This is a genomic window from Corynebacterium kozikiae, from assembly GCF_024580965.1.
GTDB lineage: Bacteria > Actinomycetota > Actinomycetes > Mycobacteriales > Mycobacteriaceae > Corynebacterium > Corynebacterium kozikiae.
The window spans coordinates 142,310-155,673 of the sequence record NZ_JANIKJ010000001.1; the positions used below are offsets into that span (position 1 = coordinate 142,310).

Here is a 13,364-nt window from a genome sequence, read left to right on the forward strand (position 1 = left end):
CACCATGACGATCACTGAACCCACGCGGTCCACGCAGAAGGTACGTTCGCCACGTCCAGCACGAAGCCAGCGTTCCCAAAGCCATGTCTCTCGCGACCTCAGCGGCTCAAGCTACCGAGACGACGCCGGCGCACGTCGGAACGCCCCCCAAGCCTTCCGGAAGGCACCTGCGATCGACGCGCCCAAGCGCCGCAATTTCCAGCGCAGGGCTGGCTCGAATCAGGTGTTCTCCTACCGCGGGCGTAGGGTGGAGCGGCCGAAGGTTGATCAGTACACGGTGCGCTTGGTCATCGGCATCACCGGGTTGTTGGTGCTAGGTGTGTTGGCGTCGATGTTGCTTTCCGGAATGGCCACCAGCCAAACCTTTGCGTTACAGCAGCTCAAGGCGCAGGAGCGAATCCTGGCAAACCAGGTGGAAACTCTTAATCGCGACCTGCAGGAAGTTTCCTCCTCTGCAGCGCTTGCCCAAACTGCCGCTCAACAGGGAATGGTGCTGCCCGACCAGCCCGGAATCCTGGGCACGGATGAGCAAGGCAACACGGTGGAGCAACGCCCGGCTGCTGACCTCACCCGCCCTATAGTGGATGTCAATGGTGAGATGCTGTCTGGCGTCCGCGCAACCTCTGACCCGGAAGGCACAGAAGAAGTTAGTGGCACGTTGAACGCCGTGCCGCAGCCTTACGCCCCGAATCAGGCGGTGAGCGCACCATACGCAACCTCACCAACGAGCAATTAGAACCGAACGATTAACCACAGGCAACCACAGCCCGGCAAAGGGCCAGGACACGGTAGCGAAGGCGGAAGTACGAACAGTGAGTACGAGGCGCACGGGCCCGCATCAAGGCAGATCAGGTGACGACGCCCCCATCGCCCGAGCCGCTCAGCGTAGCATGGGGCGGCCGGGAATGAGCCGGCGCGTGCGCATTGCCACCGGCCTGGTGCTGTTGCTCACCATCGGTTTGGTGGTGCGCTTGGCAATGGTGCAGACCATGTGGGGTCCGGGACTTGCTGAACAGGCGCAAGAGCAGCGCAAGCGCACGTATGTGGATTCCGCGCGCCGCGGGGAAATCCTGGATAACCAGGGCAAGCAGATCGCGTACACCATGCAGGCGCGTTCCCTGACCGTTTCACCGAACATTCTGCGCGAAGAACTGCGCTACAACGCCATGTTGGAAATGCAGGAGTCCGGAGACTGGAGCAAGTACGCGGGTGAGGCTCGGGAGCAGCAGATCACCGAACGGGTGCAGGGCTACCTTGAGGATTACTCGGAGCAAATCCCGGAGATCATCACTGCCTCCGCAGCGAGCAACAACAACGTGAAGCCGGATGAGATCCTGGAGAAGCTCAACTCCGATTCCACCTATCAGGTGCTGGTGCGTAACGTGGACCCGGATGTAGCGGAGGACATCGCGAGCAAGTTCCACGGTGTGGCCGCGGATATGCAAAACATTCGCCAGTATCCAAACGGTGCGATCGCTGAGAACATTGTGGGCAAGATCAGCGCAGATGGCCAAGGGCAGTTCGGCTTTGAGGCCTCAAATGATGCGCTGCTTTCCGGTATTGACGGCAACGTTACCGTGGACGTGTCTACCGACGGCCAGGCGATCCCCGGCACCACGCGTGACGTCGTTCCCGCAGTTGACGGTGCGCAGGTCACCCTCACTCTGGATCTTGACCTTCAAACCTATGTGCAGCAGGCCATCGAGCAGGCGCGGGCCAATTCCAATGCGGAGAGTGCTTCCGCCGTGGTGCTCGATGCGAAAACCGGCAAGGTGCTGGCTATGGCAAACACGGACACCATCGACCCCAACGGTGACATCCAAAAGCAGCTCGAAGAAGGCAAGGTGTTTGATAACACCTCCATCTCCGCTCCTTTTGAGCCCGGCTCGGTGGCAAAGATCATCACCGCGGCCGGCGCCATTGAGGACGGCCTGACCACACCGGATGAAGTTCTCCAAGTTCCCGGTTCCATTGACATGGCCGGCGTGACGGTGCGAGACGCTTGGGACCACGGCGTGGTGGGCTACACCACCACCGGCATCTTTGGTAAGTCCTCCAACGTGGGCACCCTGATGCTTGCGCAGCGCCTCGGTGAGGCCCGCTTTGCCCAACTGCTCACGGACTTTGGCATCGGCCAATCCACCGGCATTGAGCTTCCCGCCGAGTCCCAGGGCCTGCTGCCACAATTCGAGCAGTGGTCCGGCGGCACCTTTGCCAACCTCCCGATCGGCCAAGGTATGTCCTGGACCTTGCTGCAGATGGCGAGTGTGTACCAGACGCTGGCCAATGGGGGAGAGCGAGTGGAGCCCCGCATCATTGAAAAAGTGGTGGATTCCCAGGGCAACCAGGTGGAACAGCCTGCGCCGGAAGTGACCCAGGTGGTGAGCGAATCCACCGCGCGAACCGTAGTGGACATGTTCCGCTCGGTTGCACAGTCGGATCCAATGGGCGTACAACAGGGCACCGGCGCCGGTGCAGCGATTGAGGGCTACCAGGTCTCCGGCAAAACCGGCACGGCCCAGCAGGTGGATCCAAATACCGGCGCCTACTCCAATTCGGCATATTGGATCACCTTTGCCGGCATCGCACCGGCGGATGACCCCCGCTTTGTGGTTGCCTTGATGCTGGACAAGCCACAGCGCGGTGTCCACGGTGAGGGTGGTCAGTCGACCGCCCCGTTGTTCCATGACATCGCATCTTGGCTGTTGGACCGCGAAAACGTGCCGCTTTCCCGCCCGATGGAAGGCCAGCTCATTCTGCAGGCGCAATAACCTCCCCCTAATCCTCATTGGACCGAGCAAAGACCTGAAAAGAAAGGAAGCCAGGATGTCTTTTGAGCCACTCGACCTCACGCAGATCGCGGCGATCGCAGGCGGCAAGCTGTTTGGTGCTGGCGCCAAGCCGGTGACGATCACCGAGGTGGGCCTCGATTCCACCCAGCTTCCTGAAGGAGCACTGTTCGCGGCCCTGCCCGGTACGCGCAGCCACGGCGCTCGCTACGCAAACAATACGAAAGCTGCGGCGGTGCTTACCGACGCAGAAGGCAAGGCAATCTTGGACGCATCCTCCGGCGGTGCTGCAGTCCCGGTGATTGTGGTGGATCAGGTGCGTAAAGTGCTGGGCAAGGTTGCGGCAGCAGTGTACGGCAACCCCTCAGCCAAGTTAAAGGTCATTGGCATCACCGGCACCTCGGGGAAGACCACCACCAGCTACCTGCTGGAAAAGGGCCTGCTCGCTGCGGGCAAGCAGGTGGGGCTAATTGGCACCACCGGCACGCGGATCAATGGCCGCCCCGTGCCCACCAAGCTCACCACCCCGGAAGCCCCCACGTTGCAGGCGCTGTTTGCCACCATGCTTGCAGAGGGCGTGACGCACGTGGTGATGGAGGTTTCCTCCCATGCGCTTTCCCTGGGCCGCGTTGATGGCACTGAGTTCAGTGTGGGCGGGTTTAGCAACCTCTCCCAGGACCACCTGGATTTTCACTCCACAATGGAAGACTATTTCCAGGCGAAGGCCTGCCTGTTTGCCCCGGATTCACCACTGCGTGCCCAGGCACAAGTGATCATGGTTGATGACCAGTGGGGCCAGAAGATGGCGCACCTAGCCGGCCCAAGCGCGATCACCGTGGGCACCAACCCACCTCAGAACCAGAATCAGGATGAAAAGCCGGACTTCTTCACCCACGACGTCCGCGTTGAGCCCAGTGGCTCCCAGCATTTCCAGCTCACTAATGGGCTCACAACAAAGCAGGTTTCTCTCCAATTGCCTGGGGCCTTCAACGTGGCAAACGCGGCTTTGGCCATTGCCCTTGCTGCCCAGTTGGATTCTGTGGATCTTGATCGTTTCCTCGAAGGCATCAGCCACGCCCAGGTGCCTGGGCGGATGGAACGGATTGATGTTGGCCAAGATTTCCTCGCCGTGGTGGACTACGCCCACAAACCCGCCGCTGTGGCGGCAGTGTTGGACTCTGTGCGCGCTCAAACCGAGGGCAGGATTGCCGTGGTGGTGGGCGCGGGTGGGGATCGCGACTCAACCAAGCGCCCCATCATGGGTGCAGAGGCAGCGCGCCGCGCGCAGCTCGTGGTGGTCACCGATGACAACCCGCGTTCCGAGGACCCAGCCGTGATCCGCAGCCAGGTGCTTGAGGGCGCCCGGGGCCAGGAACAGGCCGCAGCAGACGAGGCTGCAGAAATTGTAGAAATTGCAGAAATTGCAGACCGCGCAGAGGCGATCCGCTTTGCCGTGCAATGGGCATCCGCGGGTGATGCCGTGGTGATCGCCGGCAAAGGCCACGAGGTTGGCCAGCAGGTGGGCGATACCGTGCACCACTTTGATGATCGCGAGCAGCTCACCCAAGCCCTACAAGAACGAGCCCTCCAAGAACGAGGGGGCGAGGGCCAAGCATGATTCCACTGACTACCGCGCAAATCGCCGAGATCACCGGCGGCACCCTCAACGATCTGTGTGACCCAAAAACCGTTGTCACCGGCACCGTGGAGTTTGACTCTCGCAAGCTCACCCCAGGAGGGCTGTTTGTGGCGCTCAAGGGGGAGCGCGTAGACGGCCACGAATTTGCCCACGCCGCCTGGCAGCAGGGCGCAGCAGCAGTGCTAGCTTTCAACGAGGTTGACGCCCCGGCGATCATGGTGCCCAAGGTGGAGCAGGTTTCGGACAGCGCCCGCGGCAGCTACGCCCTGGCGCACGACACCGACGGCCAAGTAGCCTCCGTCCTGGCCGCCATGGGCAAGCTCGCTCGCTACGTTGTGCAACACACCGAAGTGCAGGTGGTGGGCGTGACTGGTTCGGCAGGGAAAACGTCCACCAAAGACATGCTGGCCACGATCCTGCGCACCGCGGGCAACACGGTTGCGCCCCCAGGGTCCTTCAACAACGAAATCGGCCACCCCTATACCGCGCTGCGGGTGCAGCAGGATACGCAGTACTTAGTAGCGGAGCTTTCCGCACGCGGGATCGGGCATGTGGCGCATCTCGCGCAGATCGCTCCGCCGAAGGTGGGCGTGGTGCTGAACGTGGGCTCGGCACATCTCGGGGAGTTTGGCTCCCGCGAGGTCATCGCCCAGGCAAAAGGCGAGCTCGTGGAAGCGCTTCCAGCCGAAGGCACCGCGGTACTCAACATGGATGACCCCCTGGTGTGGGCCATGCGCTCCCGCACCGCAGCCGAAACACTCAGCTACGGCACACACGCAGAAGCCGACGTCCGCGCAAGCAACATCACACTGCAGGCAGGGGCGCTCGCGGCGTTTACTTTGGAGTTTCCCGACGCAGGCGGGCACCGCCCCACGCACCATGTCGAGCTGCAGGTAGCAGGCGAACACCAAGTGTCCAACGCATTGGCGGCGGCAGCCGCAGCCTTTGCCCTGGGCCTGGAACCGCAGCGCATTGCGGCGGCGCTTTCTGCCCACGTGGCGGCGTCGGCACACCGCATGGCGGTGCGCTCCCACGGCTCCGTGACCTTGATCGATGATGCCTACAACGCCAACCCTGAATCCATGCGGGCGGGACTGCGCGCGGCGCGGGTTGCCGCCGGTGATAAGGGCAAAGTGATCGCTGTGCTCGGGCCGATGGGGGAGCTGGGCGCGGACGCAGATCGAGAACATGCCGAGCTTGGTGCGCAGTTGGCGGGCCTAGGTGTGGAAGTATTAGTCGCTGTTGGCGCGCCGCACATCGCGGCCGGTGCACGTGCCGCCGCAAGGTCAGTCACCGTGCTGGAAGCCGAAAGCAATGCCCAGGCTGCACAGCAGGTGCTGGACCACCTGGGGCAAGCTGGTCATGACGTGAAAGATGTAGTGGTGCTAGCAAAAGCATCGAACGCCGCCGCACTGTGGGAAGTCACGGACTTGCTCGCAGAAGCATTGGCTGGGCAGGGAATTGGTAGGCAAGGAGAGGTAACACAGTGACACAAATACTGATCGCGGGCACCGTGGGTTTGTTGGTGTCCATCTTTGTCACCCCAATCCTGATCCGCAGGTTCAGCGAGGCCGGCAAGGGCCAGGAGATCCGCGAAGAAGGACCAAAGTCCCACCTGCGCAAGCGTGGCACCCCTACCATGGGCGGCATTGCCATCCTCGCCGGCATCGTGGCCGGCTATCTGGTCACGGCCATCTACGGCGAGATCACCGGCTACGGCGGGTTCACTATTTCCGGCTTGCTGGTGCTTGGCCTCACCCTGGCGCTCGGCGGCCTGGGCTTTGCGGATGACTTCATCAAGCTATTCAAAGAGCGCAACCTGGGCTTGAACAAGAAGGCCAAGCTCATCGGCCAGCTCGCAATTGCCCTGGTATTCGGCGTCCTCGTGCTGCAGTTCCCCGATGAACAAGGCCTCACACCAGGCTCCACGCACCTCAGTTTTGTGCGCGACCTCGATACCGTGGACTTCATGGTCGGCGGCACCTTCATCGGCATGGTGCTCTTCTTGCTGTTCATGTACATCCTTATTTCCGCGTGGTCGAACGCGGTGAATCTCACCGATGGCCTGGACGGCCTCGCCGCAGGCGCCACCGCGATCGTGATGGGTGCCTACTCCCTGATCACCTTCTGGCAGTACCGCAACTCCTGCTCGCTCGGCGCTGAGCCCGGCTGTTACAACGTGCGTGATCCTCTTGACCTCGCGGTGCTCGCGGCCGCCGGCCTGGGCGCCTGCTTAGGCTTTTTGTGGTGGAACGCCGCGCCCGCCAAGATCTTCATGGGCGACACCGGCTCCCTCGCCCTCGGCGGCCTCGTGGCCGGCCTGTCCGTGGCCTCCCGCACCGAGCTGCTCATGATCATCATCGGCGCCCTGTTTGTGATTGAGGCCGCCAGCGTGGTGATCCAGGTGATCGGCTTCCGCACCAAGGGCGTGCGCATCTTCCGCATGGCCCCGTTCCACCACCACTTTGAAAACGGTGGCTGGGCAGAAACTACCGTGGTGATCCGTTTCTGGCTGGTGGCCGCGGTGGCATCCCTGATCGGTGCCTCCATCTTCTACGGCGACTGGCTCCGCCTCGCAGACGGGATCTAACCATGGCGCATGCACATCCCAACCTCAACTTAGGTCGCGTGCTCATCGCCGGCGCGGGCGTCACCGGCAAAAGCGCAGGAAAGGCCCTCGCTCCGCTGTGCGATGCAATGATTACCGACGCCAACAGCACCGCACTTCACAAGGCAGCAGAGGAGATCCGGCGCCACAGTGCTGACGGTGCTGACGGTGCTGACGGTGCTGAGGGCGCAAACATCACCCCAATTGCCCCAGAGGAGATCGACTGGGAGCAGGTGGACCTTGTGGTCACCTCACCAGGATGGGCCCCAAACTCTCCGCTGCTGGTTGAGGCCGCGGCCCACGGCGTGGAGGTCATTGGCGATGTGGAGCTGGCGTGGCGCCTCGACCAAGCCGAGGTCTTTGGCCCCAGGCGCACCTGGATCGCCATTACTGGCACCAACGGCAAGTCCACCACCACGGCAATGCTAGAGACGATGCTGCAGGCGGGCGGGCTGAAGGCCCAGGCAGTGGGCAACATCGGCGTGGCCGTCCTGGATGCGGTGGTTGGCACACAGCGCATCGATGTTCTTGCCACCGAGCTCTCCAGCTTCCAACTGCACTGGACCAACACGTTTGTTCCGGACGTTGGGGTGTTCCTCAACGTGGCGGAGGACCACCTGGATTGGCACGGCAGCTTTGATGCGTATGCGCAAGACAAGGCGAAGGTGTGGAAGGCGCCGATCGCCATTGCAGGTGTGGACGACCCCACCGTGGCTGCAATGGCGGCACAGGCACCCAAAGCAATCACCGCGTTCACCTTGGCAACCCCAGAGTCAGGCCAATTCGGCGTTGCAGGCGGCAATCTGGTTGATGGCCAAGGGCGTGTGATTGCCCCCGCTGAGGGCATCGACCCCGCCGGACCTGCCGGGGTGCTAGACGCCCTGGCCGCGTCGGCAGCCGCGCTCGCTGTGGGTGTGGAACATGCGGCGATTGCGCAGGCACTTTCTACGTTCCGGGTGGCGCAGCACCGCGGCCAGACCGTGGGGAGCGCGAGAGGCATCGTGGCCATTGACAATTCCAAGGCAACCAACCCGCATGCCGCAGATTCGGCGCTCGCGGGTTTTGAGAGCGTGATTTGGGTAGCCGGAGGCCAGTTGAAAGGTGCGGACGTGGCACCCCTCGTGCGCGGACACGCACATCGGTTCAAGGCTGTGGCCTTGCTCGGTCAGGATCGTGAGCTCTTCGCCCAAGCCATCAGCGCCCACGCACCACAGGCACGGCTGATGCTCACCGAGCAGACTGAGCCGGGTGCTGCGATGGATGAAGTGGTGGCCTGGGCGGTCGCGCAAGCAGACCCAGGTGATGCAATCGTGCTCGCGCCTGCCGCGGCGAGCCTGGATATGTACTCCGGGATGGGGCAGCGCGGCGACATGTTCGCAGAAGCAATCGCACGGGAACTCGAGGACTAGCCATGCCAGCAGCACCCGCACGAAACCACAAAACGCAGCAAGCGCCATCAGCACCGGTGGGCCTGCGCGGCTATATCCGCGACCGATTCATGGAGATCCGCCGCCGCCCGCTCACGGATTACTACATGATTCTGGTGATCGTGGCCCTGCTTTCCGGGATTGGCGTGGTGATGGTGGCCAGCGCATCCATGACGTGGTCGGTGCTCGACGGCATGTCCGTGTGGTCCACCGCGCTACGCCAAACGATCATGGTTGCCGTCGGCTTCGCGGCGATGGTGGCGGCGATGTGGGTGCGCCCCACCTTCATCAGGCGCTTTTCCGGACTGTTCCTCCTGGTATCAATCGTGCTGCTGCTGCTCGTGCACGTCCCCGGCCTGGGCACAGGTAGGGACGAGGTGGGCGCCCAAAGTTGGTTGGTACTGGGTCCGCTCCAATTCCAACCCTCTGAGGTGGCACGTGTGGCTATCGCTGTGTGGGGAGCGCACTTCCTCGCGGACCGTAAAGCCAACGGCTACTCGGGTGCCGGCTCCAAGCTGTGGAATCCGCTCACCCAATTTTCCTTGGTGGCAATCGGTATCACCTTGCTGATCCTCTTGGAAGGCGACCTCGGCATGGCCGTTGCCTTCCTCCTCGTGGTCGCCGCACTGCTCTTCTACGCGGGCATCGACTGGCGCTTCCTCGCACTCGCAGGCGTCACACTCGTGGCAGGCCTCGCTCTGGTGTTCATGGGCGGTGGTTTCCGCTCCAACCGCTTCACGGTGTACTTCGACGCCCTCTTTGGTCGCTTTGAAGACACCCGCGGCGTGGCGTTCCAGAGTTACCAGGGCTTCCTTTCGCTTGCCGACGGCGGCATGTTCGGCGTGGGAATCGGTCAATCGCGCGCGAAATGGTTCTACCTCCCCGAGGCTAAGAATGACTTCATCTTTGCCATCATCGGTGAGGAAATGGGGCTCTTCGGTGCCTCCATTGTGATCGTGTTGTTCGGCCTGTTGGGCATAATGGGTCTGCGCACCGCGCGCCGTAGCTCCAGCCAGTTCCTCGGCTTGCTAGCCGCCACGCTGACCACCTCCGTTGTGGTCCAGGCGTTCATCAACATCGGCTACGTGATTGGCGTGCTTCCGGTGACGGGCATCCAGCTCCCCATGATCTCCGCCGGCGGTACGTCGGCAGTGATTACGCTCGCCGCAATGGGCCTGCTGGCAAGCTGTGCCCGCCACGAACCGGAGGCAATATCCGCGATGCAGTCCTATGGTCGCCCCGCGATTGATCGCCTGCTGTTCTTGCGCGAACCCACGCTGCAGGGCCTGGATACGCCAAAGGTGGAGCGGATGAGCCGCAACCCCCAGCGCCCGCGGCAAGCTCAGGACCACCAGGGCCACCGGGACAACCGGGACAACCGGGAACGCATCCACACTGGTAGCGTGAATGATCGAGCACACCGACGCCCACCGCGCGGCGCTGCTGGTGGTGGTGCGAGCCGGCGGCGATAAACCGGAGCGTAGGAAAAGAATGTTGCAAGAGGTAGGGAGCACACAATGGCGCGCAAGCTGCGAGTTGTAGTTGCAGGTGGTGGCACCGCGGGGCATATTGAACCGGCGTTGGCAACTGCGGATGCGCTGAAGGAGCGCGGCGCTGAAGTGATTGCGTTGGGCACCACCAAGGGTTTGGAAACAACCCTGGTGCCAGCCCGCGGATACGAGCTTTCCTTGATTGATCCGGTGCCCGTTCCACGCAAGCCGAACGTGGACTTGCTGAAGCTTCCGTGGCGGCTGCTGCGCAGCGTGCGCCAAGCGGTGGCTGCGCTCAAGGCGCACGAGGCAGACGTGCTTATCGGCTTCGGCGGCTACGTTTCCGCACCCGCATACCTGGCCGCGAAACTCACCCGCACTCCGTTTTTTGTGCACGAGGCCAACGCCCGCGCCGGAATGGCAAACAAGCTGGGCGTTGCCTTGGGTGGCAAAGGACTGCTGGCCACCCGCGCCGCGGGGCTCGGGCTCAAAGGTGAGGTGGTGGGGATTCCACTGCGGGCGTCGTTGAGCAATGCCGCGAGCCCGGAGGAGCTCGCCGCGCAAAAGGTACGCGCCAGCCAATTGTGGGGGATTGACCCCCAGCGGCCGACGATCCTGGTCACCGGTGGCTCGCAAGGCGCGGTGTCCATCAACAAGGCCGTCACCGAGGCGGCACCCGATCTGGTGAAGCAGGGCTTCCAAGTGCTGCACCAAGTGGGGAAGAAGAACCCGCTGCCGGAGCTTTCGTTGTCTGGTTATGTGCCGGTGCACTACGTAGAGGACATGGCCGTGGCCTATGCGATTACCGACCTGGTGATCTGCCGTTCGGGTGCGATGACCGTTGCGGAAAACAGCGCACGCGGCAAAGTGGCCATCTACGTTCCGCTGCCTATTGGGAATGGGGAGCAGGCACTCAACGCAGCCGATGTAGTGGAGCGCGGCGGTGCCATGTTAATCCAGGATGCGGAGCTCAGCGGAGAACTCCTCAGCAGCACCGTTGCGGAAATCAGCGAACCAGGCCGTTTTTCCCAAATGCAGCACGCCGTCAGCTCGCTGCACAGCGGCAACGCTGCGCAGACCATCGCCGACCTTGTCTTTGAAACAGCTGACCACCCAGAGGACCCAGAGGAGCAGTAACACCATGAACAGCTCAGCGACTGAACAGCAAGAGTTTGATTTTTCTCGGGTGCACCTGGTGGGCATCGGCGGCGCGGGTATGTCCGGTGTGGCTCGTATCCTGCTCGCCCGCAACTGCGTGGTGAGCGGTTCGGATGCCAAGGATTCCCGCGCTATTTTGGCGCTTCGCTCCGCCGGCGCCCATGTGGCGATCGGCCACAACGCGTCCAATCTGAGCATCGCCGGACAATTGCCCACCGTGGTGGTCACTTCTTTTGCCGCCATCCCCAAGGAGAATCCAGAGTTGGTGGCCGCCCGCGAGCGAGGCATCCCGGTTGTCCGCCGCTCGGACATCTTGGCGGAGCTCATGAAGTCCAGCAAGGAGGTGCTGATCGCCGGCACCCACGGCAAGACCTCCACCACCTCCATGGCGGTGGTAGCCATGCAGGCCGCCGGTATGGACCCGAGCTTTGCCATCGGCGGGCAACTCAACAAGGCCGGGATCAACGCGCACTGGGGAACGGGGGAGTGCTTTGTAGCCGAGGCCGATGAATCCGACGCCTCGCTGCTGCGCTACAGCCCTCAGATTGCCGTGGTGACGAACATCGAGCCGGACCACCTGGACTTCTTTGGTACCGCGGAGGCCTACCACCAGGTGTTTGAAGACTTCGCCCGCAGGCTCCCGAAGGATGGCCACCTGGTGGTCTGCCTCGACGATGCACATGCTGCAGCCCTGGGCGAAAAGCTCAAGACGGAGCTCAACGTGGTGGGGTACGGCACCAGAGCGGCCGCGCAGGCACACCCGGAGATTGCCCACACCGTGATTGATGGCGCGACCGTGGGTGCCACCGGCACGAGGGCCACCGTGCAGATAGGCGAGCAGCGGGTAAACGTTGATCTGCAGATCCCCGGCGAGCACATGATGCTCAACGCCGCCGCAGCGATTACCGCTGGCATGCTTGCCGGCGGCGAGCTCACGGAGTTGGCCCGCGGAGTGAGCGAGTTTGGTGGGGTGCGCCGCCGCTTTGAATTCATCGGTGCGGTTCCCGCCGGGGACTCTGCTGGGAAGTTTGCTGGGGTGGAAATTTACGACGACTACGCCCACCACCCAACCGAGGTAGCGGCCGTGCTCTCTGCTGCGCGCCAGCGTCAGGATGCGAAGGCAGCCGAGCAGGGGACGTCGGGACGCGTGCTCGTGGCCTTCCAGCCGCACCTGTACTCCCGCACAATTGAGTTCGCCCAGGAGTTCGCGGACGCGCTGAGCCTTGCTGACCAGGCTGTGCTGCTGGAAATTTATGGCGCCCGTGAGCAGCCTGTGGAGGGGGTGGACTCTACCATCATCGCCTCCAAGATGAGCGTGCCTGTGGTGTATGAGCCAGACTTCTCCGCGGTGCCGGCGCGCCTATACGAGCTCGCACAACCAGGGGATTTGATCCTCACCATGGGCGCCGGCAGCGTCACCATGCTCGCTCCGGAGATCCTTGGTGTGCTGCGCGAGGCCGAATCCGGGGCCGAATCCGAAACAGACACGGGGAAGTAGCGCACTATGACGAAGAAGCGCGCGCTTCTCCTTGCGCTGGTGCTGCTGGTGTTGGCGGGAATCGCTGCGGTGGTGGCTTGGTTCGTGCCGGTGCTTAAGGCAAGCAACGTCGAGGTGGTGGGGAACACCGTGACCACTGTGGATGAAGTTGCCGCTGCGGCGAACGTGCCGGCGGACGCTAACCTCCTGCGCGTGGACCTCCCTGCAACCGCTCGCCAGGTGGCGCAATTGCCGTGGGTGGCCTCGGCGAAAGCTTCCATGCACCTGCCGGATACCATTGAGATCGAAGTGACCGAACATCAGGCGGTACTGTTTGTGCGCAACGCCGACGGCGAGCATCTGGTGGATGAGCAGGGCCGCGTCTTTGTGATTGATACCCCTCCGCCTGGCACGGTGGAAGTCACCGGAACTGGCGCCGGCGCGGAAGACGAAGCCACGCTGAAAGCTGTGGTGGAGGTTGTGCAGGCGATGGATCCTATGGTGCGTGAGCAGGTAGCGCAGGTCGCCGCCCCGAGCGCGCTGGAGTTGGAGTTCAAGCTTCACGACGGGCGCAGCGTCTACTTTGGCTCAACGGACAACCTGCCGGACAAGGTTGCACTCATGCGCACGGCGCTGACTCGCCCAGAGGCATATCTGGATGTTTCGGGCGCTCCGATCATCGCGGTCCGCCCCTAGGGATGGTGCGCATTTGCGCACGTCAAAACCCTAAAGTAAAGGTTGAGAGTACCGACACGCCACCAAATGAACCGGAAAAT

10 protein-coding genes are annotated in these 13,364 nt (G+C 62.8%); all 10 read left to right on the forward strand.

Annotation, left to right across the window (positions count from 1 at the left end; genetic code table 11):
• Window positions 1-4: 4 nt before the first annotated feature.
• The 10 genes from ftsL (at window position 5) to NQ018_RS00685 (ending at window position 13,284) form a co-directional block, all read left to right on the forward strand.
• Complete coding sequence (gene ftsL, locus NQ018_RS00640; protein WP_257057506.1) at window positions 5-736, forward strand: cell division protein FtsL; 732 nt, start codon at window positions 5-7, stop codon at window positions 734-736.
• Between the two features lie 169 nt (window positions 737-905).
• Window positions 906-2,771 (forward strand): peptidoglycan D,D-transpeptidase FtsI family protein, encoded by a 1,866-nt coding sequence (locus tag NQ018_RS00645; RefSeq protein WP_257057888.1) that lies wholly within the window; start codon window positions 906-908, stop codon window positions 2,769-2,771.
• 55 nt (window positions 2,772-2,826) lie between these two features.
• Window positions 2,827-4,407 (forward strand): UDP-N-acetylmuramoyl-L-alanyl-D-glutamate--2,6-diaminopimelate ligase, encoded by a 1,581-nt coding sequence (locus NQ018_RS00650; RefSeq protein WP_257057507.1) that lies wholly within the window; start codon window positions 2,827-2,829, stop codon window positions 4,405-4,407.
• A complete protein-coding gene (locus tag NQ018_RS00655; protein WP_257057509.1) occupies window positions 4,404-5,918 on the forward strand; it encodes a UDP-N-acetylmuramoyl-tripeptide--D-alanyl-D-alanine ligase in 1,515 nt (504 codons plus the stop codon). Before NQ018_RS00650 ends, NQ018_RS00655 begins: the two co-directional genes overlap by 4 nt.
• Entirely contained in the window at window positions 5,915-7,018 is a 1,104-nt protein-coding gene (mraY, locus tag NQ018_RS00660) for a phospho-N-acetylmuramoyl-pentapeptide-transferase (RefSeq protein ID WP_257038034.1), read from the forward strand. The genes NQ018_RS00655 and mraY overlap by 4 nt, the downstream gene beginning before the upstream one ends.
• 2 nt (window positions 7,019-7,020) lie before the next feature.
• On the forward strand, window positions 7,021-8,445 hold the full coding sequence (gene murD, locus NQ018_RS00665; protein ID WP_257057510.1) for a UDP-N-acetylmuramoyl-L-alanine--D-glutamate ligase: 1,425 nt from the start codon (window positions 7,021-7,023) through the stop codon (window positions 8,443-8,445).
• Between the two features lie 2 nt (window positions 8,446-8,447).
• Complete coding sequence (locus tag NQ018_RS00670) at window positions 8,448-9,935, forward strand: FtsW/RodA/SpoVE family cell cycle protein (RefSeq protein ID WP_373566864.1); 1,488 nt, start codon at window positions 8,448-8,450, stop codon at window positions 9,933-9,935.
• A 45-nt stretch (window positions 9,936-9,980) separates the two neighbouring features.
• A complete protein-coding gene (gene murG, locus NQ018_RS00675; protein ID WP_257057511.1) occupies window positions 9,981-11,090 on the forward strand; it encodes an undecaprenyldiphospho-muramoylpentapeptide beta-N-acetylglucosaminyltransferase in 1,110 nt (369 codons plus the stop codon).
• Between the two features lie 4 nt (window positions 11,091-11,094).
• Entirely contained in the window at window positions 11,095-12,609 is a 1,515-nt protein-coding gene (gene murC, locus NQ018_RS00680; protein WP_257057512.1) for a UDP-N-acetylmuramate--L-alanine ligase, read from the forward strand.
• 6 nt (window positions 12,610-12,615) lie between these two features.
• Complete coding sequence (locus NQ018_RS00685) at window positions 12,616-13,284, forward strand: cell division protein FtsQ/DivIB (protein ID WP_257057513.1); 669 nt, start codon at window positions 12,616-12,618, stop codon at window positions 13,282-13,284.
• Window positions 13,285-13,364 lie beyond the last annotated feature (80 nt).